A 25191-nucleotide genomic window follows, 5' to 3' on the forward strand; every position below is an offset into this window, starting at 1 on the left:
TTCCCCCTTAGTGACGCAATACATGCTTCAATACTTTTCCTGAAGCGTTACGCGGCAATTCATCAATGAATTCAATTTCATACGGTAATTTATACGTTGCGAGCTGTGTCGCACAGTAGGCTAGAATTTCTTCTTCCGATACAGTATTCCCCTCTTTTACGCGAACATATGCCTTCGGAACTTCTCCATAAACAGGATGCGGAACACCGACAACAGCTGCTTCAAATAGAGATGGCATTTGATATAATACTTCTTCAATCTCAATTGGATAAATATTTTCGCCACTTCGAATAATCATGTCCTTTTTACGATCAACAATATATAAATAGCCATCTTCATCTAATCGCCCTAAATCGCCCGTATATAACCAGCCATCGCGAAGTGCCATCATCGTTTCATCAGGATTTTTTAAATAGCCTTTCATTAACTGAGGACCTTTGACCGCAATTTCACCGACATAGCCATTTGGTAGCGCGCCACCGGCACCGTCATCAATCCGAATTTCTGTATGTGCGAGTGGACGACCAACAGAACCCACTTTTGTTAGTGCATCTTCGTCTAGTAATGTTGTAGCAGCTGGTGAATTTTCTGTCTGACCATAGAAATTTTGTACTTTAACTTTTGGGAAAGCTTCTTTTAAACGTCGAATGAGTTCGTAAGGCATCGGCGCTGCACCATAACCGAATAGACGAAGGGATGAAACATCATGTGATTCGTCTAAATCATGATTTAAAATAAGTGTGTACATTGCTGGAACACCAAAGAAGAATGTCGCTTTTGTATCACTTAATTGTTGCATAATTTGTTTTGGTGAGAATGCTTTTTCAATGATTAATGTGGCACCTACATAAAAACATGGAACCATAAAGACATGCGCGCCAGCCGAGTGGAATAGTGGTGTACAAATAAATAAATGATCTTCTGACGTCAATTCCATCGGTTCAGACCAAAGTTCCGCTGTTATATAGATGTTTTGATGCGTTAACATGACACCTTTTGGATGCCCTGTTGTGCCAGATGTATAAAGGATCACCGCCACATCAGATGGGTTCATCGTCACATCACGATACTGCGGAGCCATCAATGCTAAATTGTGTAAATCACTTGTCATAATAACTTGTTGGCAGATGTATTCCGTTTTCTCATATGTTTCTTGGAAAACTTCATCCATAATCAATACTTTCACTTCTGAATGATTTAAAATATAGGCAATTTCAGGTGGTGCTAATTTTGTATTGATTGGCATGACGACATACCCTGCAAATTGAATCGCAAAATAAGCGATTGGAAATTGATCCGTATTCTCCATTAATAAACCGACGAAGTCGCCTTTTTGAAGTGGTAAGCTTTGTAAATAGCCTGCTAAACAAGTGACTTCATTATAAAAAGTGCGATACGTCCATTCAACATCGTGATATACAATTGCTTGATAATCGCCTAATTCCTCAGCATGTTGCTTTAATACATCTTTCATTAACATCATTCCATCCCCTTCCTTCAACTGAATACTCATTCAATATATGTATATTCTAACAATTCAAAAAGAAAATGACAACGAATGACTAAGCAAATAATGTAATAACTAAGTAAATTGCGGTGAAAGCGATAAAAATAGCAGATAGTTTATTCATAATGACAAACACATAACGCGGTAATTGAAGCTTTTTAAAAATCGCACCAAGAATGACTAACGCTAAGAAGAAACCCCATGAAACAACAATACAAGAGATCGCAAAATACCACTGCGCTGCGCCTGTATAAGCTAATGCACTACTACCAATCACCCCGATTGTATCTAAAATGGCATGTGGGTTTAATAAGGATACAGATGCCGCAAATAGCATTTGCTTTTTCATTGGCATCGAGTAACCTTGTACATCTTGTGGCGGCTCACTGCGCCAAATGCTCCATGCCATATAACTTAAAAATAAAACACCGACGCTCATCATCGTAATACGTAACCATTCAAATTGAAGAACGATTGCGGATACTCCGAAAACTGCGAGTAAAATTAAGAGTGTATCGCATAGTGCGGCGGTAATCCAAGCAGGAAATGCATAAATAAATTTCGGTTGCATAGCCCCTTGATTAAATAAAAAGATGTTCTGCGCACCCAATGGTAAAATTAACCCGAATGCCAGTAACATCCCATGAATCATTACTTCTAACATACTTCATCCTCCTTTTGTATATATTATACATTTTTTTGAATTTTTATAAACAGCTAGTTTTTCATTATCTAAAAAAGAGCTTCAGCACAATCTATGCGGAAGCTCCTTTTAGAAATCTTTTATTAACGTAAAACTGAATCGTCTAATCGAATGGTTTCTGTTTTACGTGAACCATCTGATTGAATATTATCACGAATCTGGATATAAGGTGTTTTTAAGTTTTTAAACGTATTCGTCATCAATGCTTCTTTATTGGCTTTCGATAAATCTGCAAACACTTTTTTCGTTGTGCCTCCACCAGTATTTGAGAATGTGAAGAACATCATCGAGATGGCCATATAGTTAAATGTATTGTTGCGGATTATCGGATTTTTTGTTCCACTCGCCGCAATACCTTTTACTACTTCATTACGCTTATTTTTCGAACTCATTGTAAATGTATTTTTCTCAATGACAGCATTCGACCAGTTGAGCGCACGAATATAGTCACTACGCAAATTCACCATTTTATTTTGACGAATTGTTATACGGTCATGTAATTTTTTATACGAATATTTATGTGTACCTACAGCACGTGGAATATCCTCAAATGTATTATTTTCAATCAATACATGACTATTTGGTTGTGCATCAAATTTACTCCACTCCTGACTCCATCCTTTTGTTGAACGATCTGGTGTATCCAGATTAATTGCTTCTTTTACAGAATAAAGTGGGTCTTTTGCATATTTAAATGTTGAATTTTTTACTGTTACATTTTTGGAAGCATCCATTTCAATAAAATGCGCATAATTCATATGACGAAATTGAATGCGGTCTACTAAAACATTCTGATTATGCCCCATAATAATACCAATACCTTTTTCAACATAATTTAGATCAATTGTTGCGGTACCTTTACCTATGAATTGAATATTTTTCTCTCCATTATATTTACCGTAAACACCTTTTTTACCTGATTTTGAAGGTGCAATTAATTGGAACATGGAACTAGCCGCCTTAAACTGGCTTGTACCTGTCTTTGTTCCTTTTACTAACTTTGCTCCATTTTCAAGTTGAATGGTCACATTAGAAGGAACATAGAGTGTATTAGAAATTGTGTATGTTCCCTTCTTTAAGATGAGTTTTCCACCTTTTGTTTTTTCAAAACGTTCTAAATAGGAACGTAATACATAATAATGTTTTGTATGTTGGTTATATGTACTATATTTACTATACGTTACATTGTATGGCTTACTGCTCGGTGTAATTATGTAAGTAGGTGTTTTAGCTTTTGCCTCCATCTGTGTATTTAGTACTAAAAAGACCATAATCATACTAAATACAATAAATAGAGACAGATGATGCTGTTTTTTCATGTGAACGCTCCTTTTTATGTTTTCATAAACCTACTTAACAGAATACATCTTTTTAATATACTTAAGCAATATGTATGACTATTTTCATATAAAAAAAGACTTGTTCGAAAACAAGTCGGATTATTCTATGATTATGAAATCGTTGCTTTACTACCTAATACTTCTCTAAATGCTTTTAGAGCGGCACCAATTGTTACGCTATGTCCCATCTCTTCTAATACTTCACCGATTTGGCAAATCGCCTGTTCAAGCATTTGCGGTGTTGTGTTACCCATATGACCGATTCGGAATGCTTTGCCAGACAAATGCGCTAATGCACCTGCTACGATAATGCCACGCTCTGCTAGTTTCGCTCTGAATACATGATCTTCTACACCTTCAGGATATAAAATACAGCTTAATGTTGGAGCAGCTGCTTCTTCTTTTGCCAAGGGCTTCATACCGTATGCAATTAGTGCACGACGAATCGCTGCACCGTAATTTTCATGTCTTTCCACGCGCGCCTCCATCCCTTCTTCAAGTACAATTTTCATTGCACATTCATATGCATAAATCAAATTAACAGGTGGTGTTGCAAAATAAGCTGTTGGGTCGTCCATTACTTTACGCCAGTTATGAATATCTGCGTAATAAGCTGGAACATTCTCTAATGCTTCACGTGCGGCAACCGCCTCTTCTGAAAATGCAATAATCGCAAGCCCTGGAGGTGCACCAATCGCTTTTTGTGAACCAGTTAAGACTACATCAATTTTCGCGCCTTCTTGCCCATACTCTTTTGACATATCTTCTTCTAGCGCTGTCGTTGCACATACACCGTCTAAAATGAATAATGCACCTGCTCTTTTAACAACAGGAATTAATTCTTGAACATTTGCTACAACACCTGTAGATGTATCGACATGCGTTACTGTAACCGCTTTATATTCGTGCTGTTTTAATTGTTCTATAACAGCTTTTTTTGAAATCTGTTTGCCCCATTCTGCTTGAATCACATCGACTTCAATGCCGAAAGCTTTTGCAAGTGGTACAAAACGGTCCCCAAAGAAGCCATGACTAATTACTAATAAACGTTCCCCTTTTGAAACAGTGTTGACGATTGCCATCTCCATCGCCAGTGTTCCTGAACCTGAAATAACATATGCTTCTGCAGGATGATTAAATAATTCCTTTGTCATTTCGATTGAATTTTTATAAATGCGTGCAAATCGTGGATCTGTATGCCCCATTGTCTCTTGGCTAAGTGCATCATAAATGTCGTCTCTCACTGGTGTCGGGCCTGGAATTAATAGTAATTCTTTATTTCTCATATCGTCAACCCCTGTTCAATTTAATTTGTTATATAACACAATATAAATAATTTATCTGTTATAGTCAAGCGTTTTCCTAAATATTCTAAATATTTGTAGAATAACATTTTTACGTTATACTACAAAAGAGGTGATACGATGCGATTAGTACAAGCAAAAGAAGAACAAATTACACGCACTATGGAGATTATTGAAGATGGGCGTGCGAATTTAAAACAGCTTGGTCTACCTCAGTGGCAAAATGGCTACCCTGACCTAGAACAGATGAAAAAAGATGTGGAACAACAGAAAAGTTATGTATTGATGGATGGACAGCAAATTATTGGAACAGTTTGCTTGGACGAAGACGGTGAGCTTGCTTATGATGCATTAAATGGCGAATGGTCGTCTAATGATCCACATATCGCGATTCACCGTATGGCTGTGGCAAAAGAAGCAGCTGCAAAAGGCATTGGTACACAGTTTTTACAAGCGATTGAGGAAGTTGTTCTCGCCAAAGGGTTTAAACAAATCCGGCTTGATACACATACAGAGAATATACCGATGCAACGCGTGACAAAAAAAATCATTACCAGTATGTCGGTAATGTTTCTTATGGTGAAAATATCCCATGTTATGCTTATGAAAAAATTTTAACACATTAAAAAGAGGAAGATCGCCTTACTTTTCAATGCGCCTTCAGTTAAAAATAAAGGAGCGACTAATTGGATGTCGCCTCCTTTTTCATGTAAATACTCATTGCATTATTGGACTGTAATTCGATGTTCATACACTTCTCCTGGATACTCGACTTGTAATGACTTGACTAGAGAGGTCTCTAAATCACTTGGAATAAAAAAATGAACGTCATTAATATGTGCAAGACGGCCTAATGTATATACCATATCATGCAGAGATTTTACAGTCATACTTTTTACATCTAATGTTGCTTGTGTCATAACTTCAACTACGTAACTTACATCTTCTCTTGAAATTTTAACAGTTAACATATAATCACTTCCCATTAGAAAAATTCTAGTTGTTCTATCACTAGTAATTGTATACTAACATGAACGAGCTATTTTTGTACAATACTTAGCATTTTATGGTCATTTGAATTGATTATTGAAAATTCAAATCTTTATAGTAAATTGTTTAATTTTCAAAATTTTTAGTTTTTTATACCTTTCGCAATGAGTATAAATACTTATTTTCATTAGTATTTCATGCTATTTTTATGCATTTAATCCTAGAATAGTATAGATAAAATAAATTCACTTTTTTGACATTTTTTCATAAAAAAAGCATAAACTTAAAGAAATTTATGCTTTTTTATATAATCTATATGTTAATTTCTTTCCATTCATTCGATAATTGTCTCATCATATGCGCCACTTGTTGTTCGTCACATCTATACGTCGCATACTTCCTTACTTCTTCATTTCCACCTACACAAACAGATATTTTTGCCTCTTCTAACATACGCCAATCATTTTGGTCATTACCAAATGCAATATATGTACCAGGCAGAATTTATTTTACGAATCATTTCGATATTAATTGGCTGATGAAAACTTTTCCCAAAACGTATGCCCGAGCCTACATGAATATTCGTTACACCAATTTCAAGTAATTGTGCTACATTCGTTGGGTCAATTCCTGAAGCTGCTAAAATATGCATTCGTTCATGCGATGTTTCATAAAGTAATGCCTCTATTTGTATTAGATTATCAAGCGCTGTCCCTGGACCACCTGAAGTTAAGATTTGCTTAATTTGCGGGTATTTCTTTAGTTGGTGTAACGCTTCAATTTGATCTTCCACTTCATCAAATGCACGGTGAAACGTCACATTGAGTCCTTCGCAGTGGGGCAGTAAATCTTATAATAGAATGTTATCGATGAAGTTTTCTTTCGTTAATCCGCCAAGTACGACACCGCGCGCACCAAATAATTGGATGACACGTAAATCGTCTAACATAACTGAAAAATCTTCGACGGTATAATGATAGCTATTACTATGTGGTCGTAACATCACATGTACAGGAATACTTACTGCACTAATCACATTTTTAATCTTGCCTAGACTGGGTGTAATGCCCCCTTCTTCCATGGAAATACACAGCTCTAGACAGTCAGCCCCTCCTGCTTCTGCAATAATTGCATCTTCTACGGTTGTCACAATCACTTCTAGCACATTCTTCATCCTTTCGCGAGTTCTTTTAAACGCTTTTTCGCTTCTTCATCACCATGTAATGCGGCTCTTTGATACCATATTTTCGCTTTTTTTAAATCAATTGGTGTACCTATACCCGATTCATAGCAAAAACCGACGTTATACTCGCCATAAGGATCTTGCAAATCTGCTGCTTTTTGATACCAACTAAGTGCACGTTCCCCATCATCTTCTGCGAATGCCTCGTGCCCTAGTTTATTAATCGCAAAAACATCACCATGTATTGCAGATTGGTGATACCAATAAGCCGAGAGTTCTTCATCTTTCGGAACACCTCTCCCATGATGATATAAATAGCCAAGTGTGTACATGGACTCCTTCACACCTAATTTGGCAGCTTCTTTAAAAATTTTTGCCGCTTTTGCGTCGTCTTGTTCCACATATTCACCACGTAAATACATGTCTGCTAAATTATTTACAGCATCTGGATAACCAAGCTGTGAAGCGCGTAAATAAGCTTCATACGTTACTTTTAGGTCGTGTTCAATAACACGACCTAAAAAGGCATAATTCCCATGCCAATAGTAAGCTTCCCCTACTTCTAATTGCATACCAATCTCATACCAATCATACGCAGCTTCATATAATTCTTGGTCTTGATAGTACTTAGCCACCTGCATCATCGCTTCTGAATTTCCAGCAATCGCCTGCGCATAAGTAGTAACGAGAGATTCTTCTATAACATATGGAAAATCCGTCTCCTTTTCCGCTATTAAAAATTCTTCAATGGCAATGTCTAGATCTTGCCAAAAAATCTTTTCTGTCTCATTCGTTGTCTCTGTTACAGCTTCTAATTGCGCAAGTAATAGTGACAATGTATGATATGCGACCACATCAAATTGACGCATATATGCAATCATCGCTTGTTTATTTTTTTCTTCATAATACTGAGCTAATTCTGGATGCCCAGCTTCTCTTAGTTGTTCCGTCAGTGACACGTAATTCGTCACTCCTTCTCTATTATTCAACTAATAGTTGATTTTTTTAATCAAATATAAATATAAGTCGTTCGATTTTCCCCTTTTTTAGTTTTATACTTTATGTAAAGGAGCTGATCATATGTTTGATTTATCAAATCGCTTAGTAATGCTACGAAAAAAAGAACACAAAACCCAACAAGATGTCGCACATTATGTGGGTGTATCAACTGCAGCTGTTTCAAAGTGGGAAACGAATCAGAGTTATCCTGATTTGTCGGTACTCCCAAAACTCGCTACGTATTTTAATTGTTCGATTGATGACTTACTCGGTTATGAACCGCAAATGTCAAAAGAACACATCCAACAATTATATATGCGCCTAGCCAATGATTTTCAACAAAAACCATTTGATGAGGTATATGCTGAAATTCAAAACATTATTAAAGAATACTATGCTTGCTTCCCTTTATTAATGCAAATTTCTGTCTTACTACTTAATTATACCCAATTAGCAGGGGAACGCACGAAAGAAATTTTATCATTAGCTGAATCACTCTGTATTCGCATTCAACAACAATCAAGCGACCTACGTCTGTTACAACTTTGTCGTTCATTACAAGCGCAAATTGCACTCATTAAAAATGAACCACAACAAGTCATTGCACTCTTTGGCGAGGAAGTAGAAGCCTATGCGGGGAATGATTTAGTGCTTGCAAGTGCTTATTTACAGCTTCAACAAGGTGACAAAGCAGAAGAAACATATCAAATTTCATTATTTCAAAAAATCGTGAGTAATGTCTTTATTCTCTCAAATTATTTACAAATGCAATTACAAGATGAAGAACGTTTTCAAGAAACGGTTGAACGCGGCTTTGGCTTAATTCGTTTATTCCAACTTGATACGCTTCATATCAACTCATGTATTTCTATGTATATTGGCGCGGCTCAAGGTTATACCATTCAAGGGAGAATGGACGCAGCATTTGAAGCTTTACAGCGCTACTTACATGTAATTGAACAAACACCTTTCCCGATTACATTACATGGAGACGATTACTTTAATAAAGTAGATGAATGGCTATTACGCGAGCTTGATTTAGGTCAGACAATGCCACGCGATGAAGCCTCTCTACGTCAAAGTCTGCTAGATATTGTTGAAAAAAACCCGATGTTTGAGCCATTAAAACAAGATGCACGTTATCAAGTGCTAGTAAGTAATTTAACACATATGTTAGGAGTGAATGCATAATGGATCAAGTCAGAGAGCTATTACCGATTCTAATTCCACTTATTATTTTAGAATGGACGCTCGCGATTGTTGCACTCGTTCATGTTATTCGCCATCCACATTATCGCTTTGGTAACCGCATCATGTGGATTCTCATCGTATTATTCATCCAGATTATTGGACCAATTGTTTATTTCTTATTTGGAAGAGGTGAACGTGATGATTCATATTGATCATATTCATAAAAAGTTTGGTACACATACTGTTTTAAATGATATCTCAATTAAAATAGAAGAAGGTCAAATTTTTGGATTACTTGGACAAAATGGTGCAGGTAAAACAACCTTAATGAAGATTATGCTGGGGTTATTAAAAGCCGATCAGGGAGATGTGCGAATTCTAGGCGAATCTGTACGCTTTGGTAACACACCGACGAATCAACATGTCGGTTACTTACCCGACGTTCCTTCATTCTACCCGTATATGACAGCCTATGAATATTTACTATTTTGTGGTGAAGTTACAGGATTAGATAAAAAAGTACGCGTGGAACGAGCAAAAAGATATTTAGCTTTAGTGGGTCTTCCCTTCAATCGTAAGCGTATTGGCGGGTTTTCACGCGGTATGAAGCAACGTCTTGGTATTGCACAGGCACTTATTCATCAACCGAAAGTACTGATCTGTGATGAACCAACTTCCGCACTTGATCCTGTAGGTCGCCGCGAAATGATTGAGATTTTGCAAAGGATTAAACATGAAACCACCGTTATTTTTTCAACGCATATTTTAAGTGATGCCGAGAAAATTTGTGACCGCGTCGCTTTTTTACACAATGGTACATTTCAATTGAGCGGTAAAGTATCGGATATTTTAAAACAACATCAAAAACCGATTTTACGCGTTGTCGTACAGCAAATGGCTGACGCTGAAAAACTAAAGCCGCTTTTAACGAATGCAACACAGAGCGGTACAACATTCACGATTCCATCGGCGAATTTACTCGAAACACAACAACAGATTTTCGAACAATGTATTCAGCAACAGATTGCCATTCAATCCATTGAGATTGAACAATCGACACTTGAAGATGTCTTTTTGGAGGTGATTCAATCATGAATCAAGTATCGGCACTTTTTAAGAAAGAATGGATAGACTTCTTCCGTAACTATAGACTGCTCATTCTAGCAACCGTCTTTTTCATTCTTGCCTTTTCTAGTCCTCTCACTGCAAAATTCATGCCTGAAATTTTAGGGAACTTCTTACCAAAAGATGTAGCAGACTCGTTCCCGACACCGACAGCATTCGATTCGTGGCAACAATTCTTTAAAAACTTTTCACAAATTGGCTTATTCGTTTTCGTCTTAATCTTCGGTGCGAGCTTATCAAATGAGCGCCAACATGGTACACTCGTGATTCCATTAACGAAAGGACTGTCACGTACATCTGTCATCCTCGTCAAATCATTATTCTCTATGATCATGTGGACAGTAATTTACGTATTATCCGTATTAGTTGTCTATGCTTATACAATCTATTACTGGCCGAAAGAAGATGTTCAGCATTTATTCTTATCTGTCTTTTTACTCTGGCTGTTCGGTATTTTCGTCGCTTCTGTCTTAATTTTAGGTAATGTCTTATTCCGCTCATTCTTTGGCACATTATTATTTGCGGTTGGCATTCTCATCGTTCTTTTTATTATTTCACTATTCGAGAAATTAAAAGATCTATCATTCATTCGTCTCATCTCTGAAAATAATTTAGTACTCCACGGTGAATACGTCTGGTCCGACTATACAGGTGTTCTGATTACAACAACTATTTGTATAATCGCCTGCCACCTGCTTGCTATTGTTCTCTTTAATCGAAAAGGAATTTAAAAAATCGCGTGTACGATGTTTTTCATCTTACACGCGATTTTTATATACAGCGAAGTGCATCCCCACATAATTTTGAAGTATGGCTTTAAGTGAAGCGTTATCACACTATCTCTACAAAAAATGAGAAACAGCATTTGTTGCCGTTTCTCATTAGAATTATTTATTTTTCAAGTAATTGAATGAAGCCTTTCATTAATCCTGGTAAATCAGGCCATGCATGTCCTGATACAAGATTTCCTTCTGTATGCAGATGTTCTTCAACATATGTTGCACCTGCTGCCTGTACTTCTGGTTTACAAGCGATATAAGCTGTTAGCTCACGTCCCTTAATAACATCTGGAATCACCGCAAAAATTTGTGCCGCGTGACAGACAGCCGCAACTGGTTTGTCTGCTTCAAAGAAATGACGGACAATCTTCGCTACATGGTCATTCAAACGTAAATATTCAGGCGCTCTCCCGCCAGGAATGATTAAACCATCAAATTCATCTGGATTTACATCTTCGAAAGCTGCATTTGCCTCTAAACCATAGCCTGTTTTTTCAACATATGTGTCCATGCCATCAATGAAATCATGAATCACTGTTTGAATCTTTTTCACGCTTGGCGCTGCAATCGTCACGTCATATCCTTGTTCTAAACAACGATAATATGGATAGTACACTTCTAAAGCCTCTACTGCGTCTCCTGCAATGATTAACACTTTTTTCGACATCTAAATCCACTCCTTTGATTAGTCGTACACTTTTCATATTCGAGCTATAAAAGGAAAATCCTTTATTTTATTGATTATTTTACAAATGAATTTCATAATTAAGATTATAAACAGATTGGAGATTCTATTAATGGTTGAACTAAAAAGATTTAACATTGACTTTACACCCAATAAAGAAACGCCTTATTTTCAAACGAATCATCATAAAAGAATAAGATTCATTTTAGATCAACTCACATTAAAAAACTTGAAATCTATTTTAGAAAAAATATTCAAAACTAAATCTATACAAACAATTTTTATTTCTGGTTATATTTTTCAAAATAAAAATATATATGTTAAAACAGGAATTGGAAAAGTCATTCAATTAAAAAATTGGCAAGAAATCACCGAAAATCTATACCATACTCCAGGCGTTCGAGTTATTTTAACGAAACTAAAAAAACTAAATTGTACAGATGTATATCATTACTGTTCCTCTATTAAAAAAGGAAATCCTGAATCATATATAGTATTCTATTCTGATGATTTTTTGTTGTATGTAAACGCTGATGTAATCGATATCATTTCAAATAATACAGAAAATATACAAATGTTAAAAAAAGCATTTAAGCCACTATACGATACATATTACGAACATAACTAAATGACGTTCAAAGCATAGGTTTACAATACACTTCTAATCAAGTTAACTCTATCTCTAGATCTATATAAAAAAGAATCGTTTACACGATTCTTCTCTTCAACTACTACTTACTTGTAACTTTCGCTAAGTACGCACGTACAGTCTCTTCCGTTTGTAATACAGATTCTTCTCGTTCTGCATCACTTTGGATTTTCGCTTGCGTACGCTCTAACACTTTATCAATGTTTGACTGCGGCACGACGATGACACCATCTGCATCACCAAAAATATAATCACCTGGCTCTACTGCGACTTCTCCAATTGCGACAGGTACTTGTACACGTCCGCCACCATTTTTTACACCTGCGACAGCTGTCGTTCCCTTACAAAACACAGGGAAGTCTAATGCGCGCGCTGCTTCGATATCACGAATGACACCATCAATAACCAGTCCCGCAATGCCTACTGCTTTCATCATACTCATCACGAAATCACCTGCAATCGCACGATTCAAATCGCCTCTCGCATCGACAACGAGTACATCGCCGCGCTCTGCCTGTGCAATCGCTTCTAATACTGCCCCGTTTTCTCCAACAGGTAATTGAACCGTTAATGCACGACCGAATAACGTGAAATCTTCACGAATTGGGCGAATGCCACCCGCAACGAACCCTTCACCATGTTGTCCGTCGCTAATCGCTGTCGTTGGATAGTATGTTTTTTGTGTTTGTGTTGTCATGTTAATTTGCTCCTTTTGAAGCTGACCCTATTGTTAGTATATACCAAATAAACCTACTTACACCACACAATTATTGAACTTGATAGCGAATAAATTGAGTTGAATCTGTTAATTTCTTTTTATAACCTTGGTCATTACCTGGCTTTGTAGTGAAGTAAATGCGATATTTACCCATCTTATAACTAATCGTATGTTCGTATGTACGTCCCGAATATGTAAAATCAGTTGTTTTACCAAATACTTTTTTAATTTGTTTATACGTTAACGGTTTATTCGTTAAATCACTACCAACAGAATATGTTTTTTTCTTTTGATCGATAATCCATTGTGTTGAGTTTTTCTTTGGCTTTCCTTGGAACTCAAAGCGAACACCATTTGAAAACTTATACTGTTTCACTTCGTAATAATAAGATGCTTCTTCTTTTTTCTTTTTGCCTAATTTTTTTACAATCGCCGCATATGTACTATGTGCTTTTAAACCTTTTGAACGCGGTGTTTCACCCTTTTTTGCATACTTTTTAATTTGTTGAAGCTCTTTTGTTGCTTTCGTATTACTCACTGCTATTCCTTGTGGTGTAAACAAAACAAACGTCATACACATAATCATGGCATACATAATTATTTTTTTCATAAAAATCCTCCTTTTTATTTTACTTATATAGTATATATAAAATGGTTTATTATGTAAATATTTGTTTTATTTTAACTTATTTAAACGTAAAAAGAAGCCGATTCACGAATCGACTCCCTTTTACTATTATGAGTGTGTTGCCATGTCTGAAGCTTTTGCTTTTTCACGACGGCGACCGATAATGTTGAATGGTTTGCCTAATGGTAAGAATTCAAAACCAAAGTGACGGTTTAAAACATTCACACCTGCACCGTAAATACTTAATATCCCAATTAATAATTCAGAAATCGCTGCCATGTTGTGCATTGAAGTTTCTAAAATACCTAGTGAACTTAAACCGAGACCTAAGAATAAGAAATTGATTAAGAAGAAAATTAAGAATAACACTTTGTTTGTTTCTAATGCACCAATTGTCATGAAAATTGTAAATGCTAAATAGCCTAAATATACAACACCGAGTTGGTGTACATCTAATTGAGAAGCAAGTGTTTCGCCTAACACGCCTGCTTGAATTAACCAGCCACCGCCTACAGCTAACCAGAAGAAGCCATATGCACCAAATGCTGTTGCGCCAAATGTATTTCCTAATTTTGCATCAATCATTGAAGCATATAATTGTGCAAAACCCCCTAAAAAGATTGCCCATGGGAGAACAAAGCCTAATCCCTCTGTCCATTCCAGCTTCTGCGTTGACGCCACCAATGTGACAATCGCTAAACCAAATAGACCGATACCAGATGGATCTGCTGCTGTTACTCGAATATCTTGAACCTGTTTCATGTTTATTCCCCCTACTTTATGTACGTTATTTTCTGTTACAAGTAAAATATAACCGTTTACATCAAAAAAGAACCAATATTTTCATAAATAAGTAAAAGAATTGATTTAATAAGCAAAAAAGATGCTTAAAACAGAAAATAATAATTTAAAAGAGAAAATTCATGTTTTATTGTATTGATACAATCACTTTTGTTATAGTACAAGAAAGAAATTGTATATTTTTTAGGCTATTTTTTTGATATTTCCAGACACATACATGCTTTTCTATCGGCTTGCAATACAATCGTAGTTCTTTTGACCACATAAAAAAAACACCCTTGTGTCTTCACAAGAAGGTGTTTTCGTTCGTCAAGCTACATCATACTATTTTGTAAATTCTTATAATTCTTTTGAGAAGTATAATAAATCAATCGCTTGAATTCCATTTTCAAAAATCGGTTCTTTATAATTTGAAAAGAAATCATGCTGAATTGAATCTAGGCGATAACCTGCCTTTTGATAAAAAGCGATATTGCTAATAGATGAATTTGCTGTCCCAACTTTCATGATCTGAGCTCCATCGTCGTATAAAATCTTTTCAACGAAGCGTAAAGCTTTTTTTCCAATCCCCTGACCTTGACGCTCTGGAGTTATGGCAATATTCTTCACTTCGGAATAACCGTCGCATTCAATTGTTTGAATAACCCCGACTCTCTCCATCTTTTCTGTGATTTCGAATAGTCTACCTTCATTCATATATTCTCTAACGACTGTTTCATCCTCATCTGCAAGGATTAATAAATTCAAAAACTTTTCTCTCGCTCCTACAGGTACTTCGAATAGTTGCATATTATCTCACTCCTATCATAAATAGCCTTTAAATACTTAAGTTTTTTCTTCCATCCCCTAAATATTTAAATTCTTAACTATATTGTAGTCTTTTTAGACACATCTGCATACAATCAGTTTTGCATAAATTAGTTCGCTAAGGTAATAATTCTAGAAAAAAATTGAAATTTTATCCATAAATAAAAGATTTTTTCATTCTATATAAAAAAAGAAGCTGCGTACACAGCTCCTTCAGAATGATATTTATTTTATTCAAAAAACTCTGTGTAGTGTGCATTCTCTAAACTTTCATCGCCTTTTGGGAAATAAAATGATATAGGGAAGCTTTCTTTTTTACCTGCAACTTGTGCTGTAATTGTTAAACTTTTAGCATATGCTAAAGAAATAGGTTTTAATACTTTTTGAATTCCAATAAATTCATCGTCTAAAACTTTACGAACTACTACATAATCATTTTTATACTTTTCTGATTGTAAGTCTTTTTTGGTTACGTCGATTTCATAAACAACTTGATTCCCTTGTTTAATTCGATATTTTGCAGGTTGATTTCCTGTCATAGAATAAAAACTTATTTCCGATTCCATACCATACTTCTTATCATTAGTTAAGAAAATAGTAGCTAATACTGAACTTCCTTCTTTAATTTGTGAATGTTCTTGATAAGGTGTACTTTGACTTGCTTTTTCTTTAGGAATCGCATATCGAATACGGTAAGATTCTACACCATTTGGTTCTGTTCGAGATAAGATGATTTGATTTGCTTTTTCACCATAACTTGATTCAAAATAATTTGTAATATCTTCATTTTGCTTCATTTTTACTACATATGATGAACTAGATGGTGATACTACACGCATTAATTGTCCTTTTGTATTGTAAATACTTAATTTAGTACCTTTTTTAAGACCTTTGATTGTCATGCTATCTACACCATCGTTTGAATTAATATTGTTAATTACAACATTTTTAGGTGAAATGCTTGGTGTACGTTTGTAGTCTTTCATTTTCTTATATGCTTTATTTTTAGCAATCTTAGGGTTTTTAACATTAATAGTCATAATTGTTTTTAACTGATTAGAATTAGGCTTAATATAACCTAATTTACGATATTTAGCTAAAAGTTTTTTATCAAAAATATCAGTAGTGTAAATACGTTTTTGCCCTTGTGTATAAATCGAAATACGATTTTGTCCATCATACATTTCTACCATACCGTTAGCTTTAGAATATCCAACAGTAATATACTCTTGCTTTTGTACATAAGTACATACATCTGTACCTGTACCTGTAGTTGAAGTACCTTTAAACTTTTTAGATTTTTTATAACTGTTCTTAAAATCACTTTTACCTTTATTTCCTTTTAAGTCCACTGTAACAACACATTCTGCACCTGTAGCATTATATTCTTTGTTAAAAGCACTTACATTAGAGCGTTTATCTTTCGTATTCCAATAATATTCCATACGAGATGGTACATAATCAGATGTTTTTGCTTGAACTTCTGCTTCTTTAAATACAGATGTATCTGTGAAACTTGCATATGTTGCGAATAACATCGTCAAAGCAATTAAATATTGAATTCCTTTTTTCATACACATACCCCTTTCGACTTTATAAATTATAACAAAAAAAGAATTTTATCACCATCTTTTCAGGAATATTAGACTATGCATTTTTACTTATTTACATACAAAAAGAAGCTGCGTACACAGCTCCTTCATTATTTTTTCTTTTTCTTCTTTTGATGTGCCGCGTCCCATTCACGTAGATCACGTGCGTAGATGGCTTCATTTGTTAGGCGTTGTAAACCTTTTGTGCCTTCAATCGCCTTTTGCATATATTCTTCATAACGTTCTTTATTACCTTGAAGGTTTGCGACATATGCTTCGATATAATCTTCCATCCAGATGAAGTCTAAATCGTGACTACGCGCCATACCATATTTACCAGCTTCTGCTTCGTAAATTGCGATATTTAAACGTTTACGTGGACTCGATTTCATCTTTTTAATGATTTCGTACGCATTTACTAAATCCTTTTGGCGAATATAACCTAAAAATTCATAGTCATAAACGGTTTCAGGATTTTTCACTTTCTTTTTCACTAACTCAATCGCTTCTAGTTCGTCTTCTAATGTACCGTCTTTAACCGCAAAGACATATGCAAACATTGGCGAACGCTTTTGAAACTTAATCGCAAATAATGTTAACTTTGTGTTCTTCGTTGATGTCATCGCATACATGTAGCCGATTACTAACACGATTGCGGCAATGGTGAAGAACCAAAGTGCTGCCGTTTGTGGTACACCTAGTGCAATTGCACCCATACCAAGTGCTAGTACAACGACATAAATAATGATGAAATTTAAAATTCTCATGTGCATTTCCCTACCTATTCATCTCTATACAAATATTCATACTATTCTATAGTACCAACCAAGATTTGTTTGGGCAATTCATAAATGGAGAATGGTGTCTAAAAATCTATGCATTGTCAAGAATTCTACACACTCTGCCTACTTGACCGTCTTCTAAGCGCACTTTAATACCATGCGGATGTGATGGGCTATTCGTCAAAATATCTTTGACAACACCCACTGTTTCTTTTCCTGTGCGCTGATCTTGTTTTAAGACAATCGCCACTGCCAATCCTTTATGAATCGTACTTCTCTTACGTCCGTCCATTCTAATCTCTCCTCAATAAATGAAATATTCAAACAATTGCGTCGGTTTTCTCAATTGATTACGTTATCATTATATCATGCAAATAACAAAGGAGGAGTAAGAGATGTCACTCGAACGAGCACAACAATACTTTGAACAATTTGATTTAGTAGAGCAGATTCAAAAATTTGATGCAAGTACGGCAACTGTACAGGAAGCAGCGCAAGCACTTGGTTGTGAGCCTGAGCGTATTGCGAAAACTTTATCATTTAACGGGGTAGAACAGCCGATTCTAATTGTAGCGGCTGGTGATACGAAAATTGATAATGCTAAATTTAAAGCAACTTTTCAGTTAAAGCCACGCATGCTAAAACCAGAAGAAGTAGAAAAAACGATTGGTCATGCGATTGGTGGGGTTTGTCCATTCGGTATTAATGAAGGAGTACGCGTCTATTTAGATGAGTCACTTAAACGATTCACGACGGTATTCCCAGCTTGTGGTAGTAGTAATTCCGCCATCGAATTAACGATTCCAGAATTAGAACGCTATGCACAAAGTATTGAATGGATGGACGTATGTAAAAATTGGCGTACATAGGATATGTCTAAATGAAGATTTTTAAATGATTGACAATGCTTTAAAATGTTAAAGTAACAGCATATGAAATTCTCATATTGCATGCACAAGCATAGTATTTTAAAAAGTAAAAAAGAGGAATTTCATCATGTATTTGACGAAATTCCTCTTTTTTTATTGTAGTACTTCATTATAAAGCGGTGCGATTTGTTCAATGAAGCGTTTTGCATCTTCTTTTGTTGCGACAGTTAGAAGATATGTGCGACCAACAGGCACTAATTCATATGTGATGCCTGCTTGTTGTAACTTTTCTTCTAACGCTTCTAATGTAATCACTTCATAATGCGTTAAAATACTAATTTCGAGTAAGTCAAATGGTTGACCGTCTGGTGTGGTCGCATAAATTTTTTCGACGTGACCTGTTTGACGATTCGTCAGCATTTGATTCACTTTGAATTTTTGTTCCATTGTCATCAACCTTTTTATTTATAGAGTCATTAGTATGATGCCATAGGAAATGTATTCTGTAAACAAGTGGCTATTTCTTTTGTACGGTAATCGTCCAAGCCGCATCGCCCACTTGTTCAAAATTCGTTACAGTATGCCCTTCTTCTGCTGCCCAGCGTGGAATCGAATCCGTTCCCTGTGTACAATCGAAGCGAATTTCTAACTCCTCACCAGATGTTAATGTTTCAAGTGCTGCCTTCGCTTCTACTAATGGAAATGGACAAACTTGCCCTGCTGTTTCTAATACTTTTACCATGTAAAATTCCTCCTAATTTGTTTGTGCAACAGTTGGTTGTTGCGCTGTTTTTTTAATTGTTGGACGAACGAATACGAAATAAGTCGCTGTCCAAACTCCTAGAATAATGAAACCAAGTGAAATCCAACCTTGCCATGAGAACATCGCTGTTTGTACAAGACCGTTTCCAATTGTACAACCGCCTGCTAAGCTTGCACCGAACCCCATTAATACACCGCCACATAGGCTAGAAACAATGGTTTTAGGATCGGGTACGCGTAAACGGAACTCGCCACTTCCTTTTGCGGCGATATATGAACCAATCAATAAACCAAGTACTAAGAAAACACCCCAGTTAATATACTGTACATCACCTGTTACAGCATATTGTACGATATTGGCAGATGGTGTTGTAATACCTAAACCCGACATGCGACCACTTGCTTCACTGAATACCCATGCTAAAATCGCAATCACACCGATTAAGGAAGCTGTCACATAAGTTGACCAGCGCTTCTCAAATAAAAGATGCGCGATACCTGTTTTTTTCGGCTTTAGTTGTGGAATAAAAATCTTCGGTTTGCGTGCTTCTTTTACAAGAATGAGTGCCACAACACCGATGAAAAAGATAATAAGTACCCACACATTGACACCGAATGTACGTGCAATCGAATTATCACGTACTTGCATACTTTGAAGAGCGTCATGAATTGGTTTGAATGCTCCTGTCTTCATCATGGCACTCGTTAACATATAAAAAATTAGTGCAATCCAACTACCGACTAATCCTTCCGCTGCGCGATACCATGTACCTGTTGCACAACCTCCTGCTAGAATAATGCCAATTCCAAAAATAAATGAGCCAAGTGCTACAGCTACGAATGAATACGTTCCTGCTTCATATACTAATAAATCAAAGTGAATAAGTGCATAGACACCGACTGCTTGAATCGCAATCGCAAGTAATAAAGCATTAAACATACGTGTGTTTTTCGTTAAATATAAATCTCGAAAACCACCTGTTAAACAAAAGCGCCCTCTTTGTAAGACGAAACCAAGTAGTGCGCCACATAGTAACCCTGTTCCTACCATTTGAATCATTTTCTCACTCCTTCTTTAACCTAGTATTCCTGTAGGATTAATATAATCTATTTTTCTGAATATTTCAACCTTTATTTTTAAATAAAGTAAAAAAATCCCGAAATCAAATTGATTTCGAGATTTTTTCTTATGGTAATACTTTTAAAGCGAAGGCATACTGTGCATCGCCAATTGATACATCTTTCTTTTCATCACGCCAAGAAGCCGTATAACCATAGTAATATGTTCCTGGTTGTGTCGGCGCTGTAAACGTCCCATCTTCTGTTAACGGTAAATCTTTTCCTTGTTCAATGGAATTAAGTTCTGTTAAAAAAGAAGTTGTAGGAAGATTCGTCGTACTCTGCTTCAATTGAAGCTTTTCGCCCGCCTTCACTTGTAATGTCACTTTGTCTTTCATTAATTCAACAGGCCCTGCATGATCCTCACACTTACCGTTCCAACAAAACGTCCCAAGAATCGTATCATAACTTTTACCGTCTGCTTCTATTTTAACAGTCGGCGGATCATTCGCAATTTTCCCTTGTATATTACATCCTGCAAGCAGTAATACAGCAAAAAATAATATGATATATTTCTTCAAATTCTTACTCCTTTACATGTTTTCGGTTGCTTTCGTCTTCTTATATAAATAAAGTGAACCAACGAGTGCTGGTAATGTGAAAACAAACATAGCAGCGAATGCAAAATTCGGTTGGGTATTATAGAAATAACCGCTAATAACCGTTAGAATCGCTGTTCCCCAACTTAATGCAAAAGCGGAATAGATTCCTTGTGCTTTTGTAATCTGTGTATATTCCAGTTCTTTTGCTAAATACATTATAAAGGCAAAATGTGAGACTGCAAACGATAAAGCGTGTAAACTTTGTGACGCAGTAAATATCCATGCATTTGGTACAGCAAAGGCAAGTAACCAGCGCAGTGAGGCACCAATAGATGCTAAGACGAGTAATTTAGCAGGACTCCACTTTGAAAATACGCGGTCGGCAATCGCAAATAAGAAGATTTCAAATCCAACACCGACATTAATCACGATACCAATCAAATACTTGGGTACTTCTAAATGCTCTAAGTATAAATAGCCATAATTATAATAGGCTGCATGTGAACCTTGGATTAATGTAACTAAAATTAAAATAAAAACGAAATGGCGTGTTTTAAAAATCGTTTTAAAACTAACATTATTCACTTTTTTATTTGGCTTTTCTTTTAATGCTTCTGGTACACGTTGTAGATTGACTGCCACGAGTAGTAGTGTATAGGCTATCATAAGCCATAACATCGATTGATCGCCGTAAAGAGCAGACACAAGGCTCACGATAATAACCGATACAATAAAACCGAGTGAACCATATGAACGACTACGTCCATAATGAATATTATATTTTTGCACTAAAATACCTGCGGTACTATCCAAACCTGGCATAATCGCTGGTAAGAAGAAGCTTAGTAAACACGTTAAAATAAATAATAGCGTTGTATCACTTGTAAAAATAAATAATACGCTCGTTAAAAATGAGCCGTAAATAAAAATTGTCAGTACTGTACTTTGACTAAAGCGGTTTGCCATCGCCGGAAAGATGAACATCGTCGAAATCCCGCGCAATATTAACCCTGCACTCATCATCATACTTGCTAATTCAATCGCTACATCTTTTTCATGTACGAGATACCCTGTCCAATACGGTAGAAAAATCCCCCATGATAAGAAGAAGATAAAATAATGTTGTGCCATCCACTTTTGTTCTCTCATGTTTTCACTCCATTTCTTATTGCAGTTTAGCACGTATTTCTCTACAATAATGTGAGATATCTCATATTTAAGGTGGTAAATGATGCAAAATTTACAAACAGACGACATAAAACAGGTATTACAGATACATCCTATCCATACACTATTTTCTTTTCCAATCGAACCTTTTTTATCTGTTCAAACATTTCAGCGTGGTGACATGATTATTCATGAAGGCGATACCCCTGATTATCTTTATTATGTATTAGAAGGGCGCGCAAAAATTTTCACAACGCAGCCGAATGGTAAAGTCGCATTACTCAACTTTATTACAACAGGTGCTTTTATCGGTGAACTCGAATTGTTACAAGATGCCACTTATTCAAAAGGAGTACAAGCATTAACGGATTTACAGTGTTTTGCGATTTCCATTCAACAAGTGAAATCTCTCTTACTACAAGATGCACATTTCTTGCGCCTTCTTTGCGCCTATTTAAGTCGAAAAGCTACGATGCACTCATCTCGCTTTGCACAGGGGCTCTCCTTCCCACTTGAAAATCGACTTGCGGAATTTATTTTAATCTCTTCTCATGAAGGTATTTACAAAGAAAAGCACACCGAAGTATGTGAATATCTCGGTGTCTCTTATCGCCATTTACTCCATGTTTTTGCACATTTCATTAAACAGAAAAAGTTATCGAAACAAGGTCGCACTTATATCATTGAAGATGTGACTGCATTACAAAAGATGGCGACTGTCACGCACCATCTTGATGTGAGTTTACTTGACTTAGTCGAGTAAACCACCGCTATAGTGAAGTTCATAAATAATATGTGTGCCAAAACGGATATATTCACGTCCGGAAAATCGATCAATACCACCGTAAAATTCATTCAAATAAAGTAGATGTTCCTCTTGGTAGAAGCTCGGACCACGTAATATATTGGTCCTTTCCTCTTCTACAAGGGCACGGCGTAAAAAAGATAATAGTCGCTTCTCACCTATATCATCATTTAAAATGCCACCCGAATAAACCATTGTCCAAATAGGTTCATCTTTTTTATAAATGACCTCATGCCCAGAATAGTAGCGATGGCCAATTTCTTGATTTTCAAAGTGATAGAAACCATCTTTGAATGTTGTATGGCGTAATCCACCTTGTACATAGTGATCTGCATTCTCTGCATAAATCGATTTTTTCACTTTCCAAATAAATGCTTTTAAATCTCCCACCTCTTCACCTACTTTACACTTTTTCTTCTTATTCCCTTTTCACTGTTTCATAATCGAATTCCTTCTATTTGAACTAAAAAAACACCTTGGAAATGATTCCAAAGTGTTTTTTCGTTTATGTGAATTTTGCAAAAGCGACTGTTTCGCCTTGATCACAAGATGTAAAACCGTGCTTTTCATAGAAGTGACGAACGTCTGGTGCTTCTTCCGTTAACAATACTTTTTGTCGTACAGAAGCAAATGTGTGTAATACATCCTCTAATAAGTGCGAGGCAATTCCTTGATTTTGTTCAGCTTCCTTTACCAAAATATCTTGGACATAGATGATTGTTAAACCATCACCGACAACACGAACTAAACCAACCAATTCTTCCCCTTTATAAGCGCCTACAACATAAAGGGATTGTTCAATGGCTTGTTGTAGTTGTGGTAAATCTTGCGTATAAGCAAACCAACCGACATCGTTATATAGTTCTGCTAATTGTTCTTTTGAAAATTGTTTTTGTTTTGAAAAAGTTACTTTCATATTTTATTCTCCTCCTAAATGTAATTTAGTGTGAAGAATGCTTACGTAATTTATCCACTGTCTTATACCTCCTTTTATAAGAAAAAACCACCTAATATAAGACTCAAAACGATTAAAAAAATAACATTTATTTTTACGATATCAATCAAAATATAACAAATTGCGACTAATATGATGGATAACCAAATACCCGAGGAATCCATCGATGTTTTTAAGAAACTATATGCGAGTTGCCCCATCAAAATAGCGATTGCTGGTAAGACATATGTGGAAAGTCGCTGTACACGTTGTGACTTTTTAAATTTATTTAGTAGCCCTAAAAGAGCTATCATTAAAATTAATGATGGCATAATTGTTGCAAAAAGGCAAATAATGGCTCCAATAATACCTGCCTGCTCATATCCAATGTACCCTCCCATCTTTGTTGCAATCGGTCCTGGTAGAGCATTCGCCAGACCAACTGTATTACTAAACTCCTCTGTCGTCATCCAATGATGTTGCTGCACCACTTCTTCTTCCATTAATGGAATCGTTGCAGGACCTCCTCCATAACCAATCAAATTCGTATAGAGGAATACAACGAATAATTGCCAATAAATCATGTACTTTTGCCTCCCTTACGAACTGGAAGAACAAACGCTAATACAAGGAATGATACAATAACAATCCCTGGATGTAGATTGAGAATAACCATTAAAATGATACTAATCGCTAATAAAACTAAACCCGTTAGAATTCCTAGCTTATAGTAAGATTTTTTCAAAAAATCAACCATCAAGCTAAACATCATCGCAGATACGACAAGTATAACACCTTTTGTCATACCTTGAACAAATGGTACTTCTTGAAACTTTTGTAAACTACCTAATAACAGAATAACAGCTACTACAGTCGGTATAACCGCTGCTACAAGTGCATTGAGCATGCCTGTAATACCTGCTACACGGTAACCGACATACCCTGCCATTTTTGTTGCAATTGGACCTGGTAACGTATTCGCAATCGCTAATGTGTTCGCAAACTCATCTGAATCCATCAATTTAAAATTTTTCACTACTTCTCTTTCAATTAAAGGTATAACCGAAGGGCCTCCACCAAAACCTAGTACACCTGAACGAAAAAAAGAAATGAAAATGGCTTTTTGTTGTCGCAAAAAAACACCTCCATGTACTTCTTTCCATTATACCTTTTTTTTGAAATACACATACTTCTTTTTGAAAATAAAGAA

Annotated in this window: 32 protein-coding genes and 1 pseudogene; 8 read left to right on the top strand and 25 right to left on the bottom strand. The window is 35.9% G+C overall.

Going from position 1 to position 25191, the window contains the following annotated elements:
• Positions 1 to 7 precede the first annotated feature (7 nt).
• From KGI01_RS05625 to KGI01_RS05640, 4 genes are all read right to left on the bottom strand, one after another.
• Entirely contained in the window at positions 8 to 1480 is a 1473-nt protein-coding gene (locus tag KGI01_RS05625) for a class I adenylate-forming enzyme family protein (protein WP_141273922.1), read from the bottom strand.
• Positions 1481 to 1562: 82 nt separating this feature from the next.
• The gene (locus tag KGI01_RS05630; RefSeq protein WP_068453706.1) at positions 1563 to 2171 is read right to left on the bottom strand and encodes a LysE/ArgO family amino acid transporter; all 609 of its coding nucleotides are present in this window, start codon (positions 2169 to 2171) and stop codon (positions 1563 to 1565) included.
• Positions 2172 to 2293: 122 nt separating this feature from the next.
• The gene (locus KGI01_RS05635) at positions 2294 to 3529 is read right to left on the bottom strand and encodes a right-handed parallel beta-helix repeat-containing protein (protein WP_141273881.1); all 1236 of its coding nucleotides are present in this window, start codon (positions 3527 to 3529) and stop codon (positions 2294 to 2296) included.
• A 131-nt stretch (positions 3530 to 3660) separates the two neighbouring features.
• The gene (locus tag KGI01_RS05640; protein WP_141273882.1) at positions 3661 to 4836 is read right to left on the bottom strand and encodes a pyridoxal-phosphate-dependent aminotransferase family protein; all 1176 of its coding nucleotides are present in this window, start codon (positions 4834 to 4836) and stop codon (positions 3661 to 3663) included.
• 138 nt (positions 4837 to 4974) lie between these two features.
• On the opposite strand from KGI01_RS05640, the gene KGI01_RS05645 reads away from it, so the two are divergent.
• The gene (locus tag KGI01_RS05645; protein WP_141273883.1) at positions 4975 to 5472 is read left to right on the top strand and encodes a GNAT family N-acetyltransferase; all 498 of its coding nucleotides are present in this window, start codon (positions 4975 to 4977) and stop codon (positions 5470 to 5472) included.
• A gap of 107 nt (positions 5473 to 5579) precedes the next feature.
• Here the strand turns inward: KGI01_RS05645 and KGI01_RS05650 are convergent, their stop codons facing one another.
• The 4 genes and pseudogenes from KGI01_RS05650 to KGI01_RS05670 all read right to left on the bottom strand — a co-directional run bounded on the left by KGI01_RS05650 (position 5580) and on the right by KGI01_RS05670 (position 7986).
• Positions 5580 to 5825 (bottom strand): hypothetical protein, encoded by a 246-nt coding sequence (locus KGI01_RS05650; RefSeq protein ID WP_068453711.1) that lies wholly within the window; start codon positions 5823 to 5825, stop codon positions 5580 to 5582.
• Between the two features lie 331 nt (positions 5826 to 6156).
• Positions 6157 to 6297 (bottom strand): hypothetical protein, encoded by a 141-nt coding sequence (locus KGI01_RS05655; RefSeq protein ID WP_255314745.1) that lies wholly within the window; start codon positions 6295 to 6297, stop codon positions 6157 to 6159.
• A 19-nt stretch (positions 6298 to 6316) separates the two neighbouring features.
• Positions 6317 to 7018, bottom strand: a pseudogene (locus KGI01_RS14050) (copper homeostasis protein CutC).
• Positions 7015 to 7986: a tetratricopeptide repeat protein gene (locus KGI01_RS05670; RefSeq protein ID WP_141273887.1), complete on the bottom strand. Its 972-nt coding sequence runs from the start codon at positions 7984 to 7986 to the stop codon at positions 7015 to 7017. Before KGI01_RS05670 ends, KGI01_RS14050 begins: the two are co-directional and overlap by 4 nt.
• A gap of 121 nt (positions 7987 to 8107) precedes the next feature.
• On the opposite strand from KGI01_RS05670, the gene KGI01_RS05675 reads away from it, so the two are divergent.
• The 4 genes from KGI01_RS05675 to KGI01_RS05690 are packed head-to-tail and all read left to right on the top strand — an operon-like array spanning position 8108 to position 11073.
• The gene (locus KGI01_RS05675; RefSeq protein WP_141273888.1) at positions 8108 to 9217 is read left to right on the top strand and encodes a helix-turn-helix domain-containing protein; all 1110 of its coding nucleotides are present in this window, start codon (positions 8108 to 8110) and stop codon (positions 9215 to 9217) included.
• Complete coding sequence (locus KGI01_RS05680) at positions 9217 to 9429, top strand: PLD nuclease N-terminal domain-containing protein (RefSeq protein ID WP_068453720.1); 213 nt, start codon at positions 9217 to 9219, stop codon at positions 9427 to 9429. Before KGI01_RS05675 ends, KGI01_RS05680 begins: the two co-directional genes overlap by 1 nt.
• The gene (locus tag KGI01_RS05685; protein ID WP_170214743.1) at positions 9416 to 10312 is read left to right on the top strand and encodes an ABC transporter ATP-binding protein; all 897 of its coding nucleotides are present in this window, start codon (positions 9416 to 9418) and stop codon (positions 10310 to 10312) included. Before KGI01_RS05680 ends, KGI01_RS05685 begins: the two co-directional genes overlap by 14 nt.
• The gene (locus KGI01_RS05690) at positions 10309 to 11073 is read left to right on the top strand and encodes an ABC transporter permease (protein ID WP_141273890.1); all 765 of its coding nucleotides are present in this window, start codon (positions 10309 to 10311) and stop codon (positions 11071 to 11073) included. The genes KGI01_RS05685 and KGI01_RS05690 overlap by 4 nt, the downstream gene beginning before the upstream one ends.
• Before the next feature lie 160 nt (positions 11074 to 11233).
• Here the strand turns inward: KGI01_RS05690 and KGI01_RS05695 are convergent, their stop codons facing one another.
• On the bottom strand, positions 11234 to 11788 hold the full coding sequence (locus KGI01_RS05695) for a DJ-1/PfpI family protein (protein WP_068453725.1): 555 nt from the start codon (positions 11786 to 11788) through the stop codon (positions 11234 to 11236).
• Between the two features lie 130 nt (positions 11789 to 11918).
• Between KGI01_RS05695 and KGI01_RS05700 the strand changes: the two genes are divergently transcribed.
• Positions 11919 to 12434, top strand: coding sequence for a hypothetical protein (locus KGI01_RS05700; protein WP_141273891.1), 516 nt, complete (start codon positions 11919 to 11921; stop codon positions 12432 to 12434).
• Positions 12435 to 12537: 103 nt separating this feature from the next.
• Here the strand turns inward: KGI01_RS05700 and KGI01_RS05705 are convergent, their stop codons facing one another.
• The 7 genes from KGI01_RS05705 to KGI01_RS05735 form a co-directional block, all read right to left on the bottom strand.
• Positions 12538 to 13152 carry an RraA family protein gene (locus KGI01_RS05705; RefSeq protein WP_141273892.1) on the bottom strand — a complete coding sequence of 205 codons (615 nt, stop codon included), beginning with the start codon at positions 13150 to 13152 and terminating at the stop codon, positions 12538 to 12540.
• Between the two features lie 70 nt (positions 13153 to 13222).
• A complete protein-coding gene (locus tag KGI01_RS05710; RefSeq protein ID WP_141273893.1) occupies positions 13223 to 13783 on the bottom strand; it encodes a DUF4309 domain-containing protein in 561 nt (186 codons plus the stop codon).
• A gap of 126 nt (positions 13784 to 13909) precedes the next feature.
• Complete coding sequence (locus KGI01_RS05715) at positions 13910 to 14563, bottom strand: acetate uptake transporter (protein ID WP_141273894.1); 654 nt, start codon at positions 14561 to 14563, stop codon at positions 13910 to 13912.
• A 378-nt stretch (positions 14564 to 14941) separates the two neighbouring features.
• Complete coding sequence (locus KGI01_RS05720) at positions 14942 to 15391, bottom strand: GNAT family N-acetyltransferase (protein WP_141273895.1); 450 nt, start codon at positions 15389 to 15391, stop codon at positions 14942 to 14944.
• Between the two features lie 248 nt (positions 15392 to 15639).
• Positions 15640 to 16983 (bottom strand): hypothetical protein, encoded by a 1344-nt coding sequence (locus KGI01_RS05725; protein WP_141273896.1) that lies wholly within the window; start codon positions 16981 to 16983, stop codon positions 15640 to 15642.
• A gap of 128 nt (positions 16984 to 17111) precedes the next feature.
• Positions 17112 to 17768 carry a hypothetical protein gene (locus KGI01_RS05730; RefSeq protein ID WP_141273897.1) on the bottom strand — a complete coding sequence of 219 codons (657 nt, stop codon included), beginning with the start codon at positions 17766 to 17768 and terminating at the stop codon, positions 17112 to 17114.
• A 106-nt stretch (positions 17769 to 17874) separates the two neighbouring features.
• Positions 17875 to 18075, bottom strand: a complete 201-nt coding sequence (locus tag KGI01_RS05735) for a YwbE family protein (RefSeq protein WP_068453740.1) — start codon at positions 18073 to 18075, stop codon at positions 17875 to 17877.
• Positions 18076 to 18178: 103 nt separating this feature from the next.
• Here KGI01_RS05735 and KGI01_RS05740 point away from each other — a divergent pair, with 103 nt between their 5' ends.
• Positions 18179 to 18652 carry a YbaK/EbsC family protein gene (locus KGI01_RS05740; protein WP_141273898.1) on the top strand — a complete coding sequence of 158 codons (474 nt, stop codon included), beginning with the start codon at positions 18179 to 18181 and terminating at the stop codon, positions 18650 to 18652.
• A 153-nt stretch (positions 18653 to 18805) separates the two neighbouring features.
• Here the strand turns inward: KGI01_RS05740 and KGI01_RS05745 are convergent, their stop codons facing one another.
• From KGI01_RS05745 to KGI01_RS05765, 5 genes are all read right to left on the bottom strand, one after another.
• Entirely contained in the window at positions 18806 to 19099 is a 294-nt protein-coding gene (locus KGI01_RS05745; protein WP_141273899.1) for a hypothetical protein, read from the bottom strand.
• 70 nt (positions 19100 to 19169) lie between these two features.
• Positions 19170 to 19394, bottom strand: a complete 225-nt coding sequence (locus tag KGI01_RS05750) for a sulfurtransferase TusA family protein (protein WP_068453749.1) — start codon at positions 19392 to 19394, stop codon at positions 19170 to 19172.
• Between the two features lie 12 nt (positions 19395 to 19406).
• Positions 19407 to 20474 carry a YeeE/YedE family protein gene (locus KGI01_RS05755; protein WP_141273900.1) on the bottom strand — a complete coding sequence of 356 codons (1068 nt, stop codon included), beginning with the start codon at positions 20472 to 20474 and terminating at the stop codon, positions 19407 to 19409.
• Between the two features lie 127 nt (positions 20475 to 20601).
• A complete protein-coding gene (locus KGI01_RS05760) occupies positions 20602 to 21054 on the bottom strand; it encodes a membrane lipoprotein lipid attachment site-containing protein (protein WP_141273901.1) in 453 nt (150 codons plus the stop codon).
• A 12-nt stretch (positions 21055 to 21066) separates the two neighbouring features.
• A complete protein-coding gene (locus KGI01_RS05765; protein ID WP_141273902.1) occupies positions 21067 to 22224 on the bottom strand; it encodes an MFS transporter in 1158 nt (385 codons plus the stop codon).
• A gap of 82 nt (positions 22225 to 22306) precedes the next feature.
• On the opposite strand from KGI01_RS05765, the gene yeiL reads away from it, so the two are divergent.
• Positions 22307 to 23005, top strand: coding sequence for a transcriptional regulator YeiL (gene yeiL / locus KGI01_RS05770; RefSeq protein ID WP_068453758.1), 699 nt, complete (start codon positions 22307 to 22309; stop codon positions 23003 to 23005).
• Here the strand turns inward: yeiL and KGI01_RS05775 are convergent.
• From KGI01_RS05775 to KGI01_RS05790, 4 genes are all read right to left on the bottom strand, one after another.
• Positions 22994 to 23437, bottom strand: a complete 444-nt coding sequence (locus KGI01_RS05775; protein WP_068453759.1) for a DUF5680 domain-containing protein — start codon at positions 23435 to 23437, stop codon at positions 22994 to 22996. The genes yeiL and KGI01_RS05775 overlap by 12 nt on opposite strands.
• 115 nt (positions 23438 to 23552) lie before the next feature.
• Positions 23553 to 23963 carry a GNAT family N-acetyltransferase gene (locus tag KGI01_RS05780; RefSeq protein ID WP_121177920.1) on the bottom strand — a complete coding sequence of 137 codons (411 nt, stop codon included), beginning with the start codon at positions 23961 to 23963 and terminating at the stop codon, positions 23553 to 23555.
• Between the two features lie 74 nt (positions 23964 to 24037).
• A complete protein-coding gene (locus KGI01_RS05785) occupies positions 24038 to 24565 on the bottom strand; it encodes a chromate transporter (protein WP_141273903.1) in 528 nt (175 codons plus the stop codon).
• Positions 24562 to 25116, bottom strand: a complete 555-nt coding sequence (locus tag KGI01_RS05790) for a chromate transporter (RefSeq protein WP_068453764.1) — start codon at positions 25114 to 25116, stop codon at positions 24562 to 24564. Before KGI01_RS05790 ends, KGI01_RS05785 begins: the two co-directional genes overlap by 4 nt.
• Positions 25117 to 25191: the final 75 nt, after the last annotated feature.

Source organism: Kurthia gibsonii, assembly GCF_006539985.1.
Classification (GTDB): Bacteria; Bacillota; Bacilli; order Bacillales_A; family Planococcaceae; genus Kurthia; species Kurthia gibsonii.

Bases quoted from the DNA above. Each gene is read 5' to 3' on its own strand.
- KGI01_RS05625 (WP_141273922.1), bottom strand. From the start codon at position 1,480: ATGTTAATGAAAGATGTATTAAAGCAACATGCTGAGGAATTAGGCGAT.
- KGI01_RS05630 (WP_068453706.1), bottom strand. From the start codon at position 2,171: ATGTTAGAAGTAATGATTCATGGGATGTTACTGGCATTCGGGTTAATT.
- KGI01_RS05635 (WP_141273881.1), bottom strand. From the start codon at position 3,529: ATGAAAAAACAGCATCATCTGTCTCTATTTATTGTATTTAGTATGATT.
- KGI01_RS05640 (WP_141273882.1), bottom strand. From the start codon at position 4,836: ATGAGAAATAAAGAATTACTATTAATTCCAGGCCCGACACCAGTGAGA.
- KGI01_RS05645 (WP_141273883.1), top strand. From the start codon at position 4,975: ATGCGATTAGTACAAGCAAAAGAAGAACAAATTACACGCACTATGGAG.
- KGI01_RS05650 (WP_068453711.1), bottom strand. From the start codon at position 5,825: ATGTTAACTGTTAAAATTTCAAGAGAAGATGTAAGTTACGTAGTTGAA.
- KGI01_RS05655 (WP_255314745.1), bottom strand. From the start codon at position 6,297: ATGTTAGAAGAGGCAAAAATATCTGTTTGTGTAGGTGGAAATGAAGAA.
- KGI01_RS05675 (WP_141273888.1), top strand. From the start codon at position 8,108: ATGTTTGATTTATCAAATCGCTTAGTAATGCTACGAAAAAAAGAACAC.
- KGI01_RS05680 (WP_068453720.1), top strand. From the start codon at position 9,217: ATGGATCAAGTCAGAGAGCTATTACCGATTCTAATTCCACTTATTATT.
- KGI01_RS05685 (WP_170214743.1), top strand. From the start codon at position 9,416: ATGATTCATATTGATCATATTCATAAAAAGTTTGGTACACATACTGTT.
- KGI01_RS05690 (WP_141273890.1), top strand. From the start codon at position 10,309: ATGAATCAAGTATCGGCACTTTTTAAGAAAGAATGGATAGACTTCTTC.
- KGI01_RS05695 (WP_068453725.1), bottom strand. From the start codon at position 11,788: ATGTCGAAAAAAGTGTTAATCATTGCAGGAGACGCAGTAGAGGCTTTA.
- KGI01_RS05700 (WP_141273891.1), top strand. From the start codon at position 11,919: ATGGTTGAACTAAAAAGATTTAACATTGACTTTACACCCAATAAAGAA.
- KGI01_RS05705 (WP_141273892.1), bottom strand. From the start codon at position 13,152: ATGACAACACAAACACAAAAAACATACTATCCAACGACAGCGATTAGC.
- KGI01_RS05710 (WP_141273893.1), bottom strand. From the start codon at position 13,783: ATGAAAAAAATAATTATGTATGCCATGATTATGTGTATGACGTTTGTT.
- KGI01_RS05715 (WP_141273894.1), bottom strand. From the start codon at position 14,563: ATGAAACAGGTTCAAGATATTCGAGTAACAGCAGCAGATCCATCTGGT.
- KGI01_RS05720 (WP_141273895.1), bottom strand. From the start codon at position 15,391: ATGCAACTATTCGAAGTACCTGTAGGAGCGAGAGAAAAGTTTTTGAAT.
- KGI01_RS05725 (WP_141273896.1), bottom strand. From the start codon at position 16,983: ATGAAAAAAGGAATTCAATATTTAATTGCTTTGACGATGTTATTCGCA.
- KGI01_RS05730 (WP_141273897.1), bottom strand. From the start codon at position 17,768: ATGAGAATTTTAAATTTCATCATTATTTATGTCGTTGTACTAGCACTT.
- KGI01_RS05735 (WP_068453740.1), bottom strand. From the start codon at position 18,075: ATGGACGGACGTAAGAGAAGTACGATTCATAAAGGATTGGCAGTGGCG.
- KGI01_RS05740 (WP_141273898.1), top strand. From the start codon at position 18,179: ATGTCACTCGAACGAGCACAACAATACTTTGAACAATTTGATTTAGTA.
- KGI01_RS05745 (WP_141273899.1), bottom strand. From the start codon at position 19,099: ATGGAACAAAAATTCAAAGTGAATCAAATGCTGACGAATCGTCAAACA.
- KGI01_RS05750 (WP_068453749.1), bottom strand. From the start codon at position 19,394: ATGGTAAAAGTATTAGAAACAGCAGGGCAAGTTTGTCCATTTCCATTA.
- KGI01_RS05755 (WP_141273900.1), bottom strand. From the start codon at position 20,474: ATGATTCAAATGGTAGGAACAGGGTTACTATGTGGCGCACTACTTGGT.
- KGI01_RS05765 (WP_141273902.1), bottom strand. From the start codon at position 22,224: ATGAGAGAACAAAAGTGGATGGCACAACATTATTTTATCTTCTTCTTA.
- yeiL (WP_068453758.1), top strand. From the start codon at position 22,307: ATGCAAAATTTACAAACAGACGACATAAAACAGGTATTACAGATACAT.
- KGI01_RS05780 (WP_121177920.1), bottom strand. From the start codon at position 23,963: ATGAAAGTAACTTTTTCAAAACAAAAACAATTTTCAAAAGAACAATTA.
- KGI01_RS05785 (WP_141273903.1), bottom strand. From the start codon at position 24,565: ATGATTTATTGGCAATTATTCGTTGTATTCCTCTATACGAATTTGATT.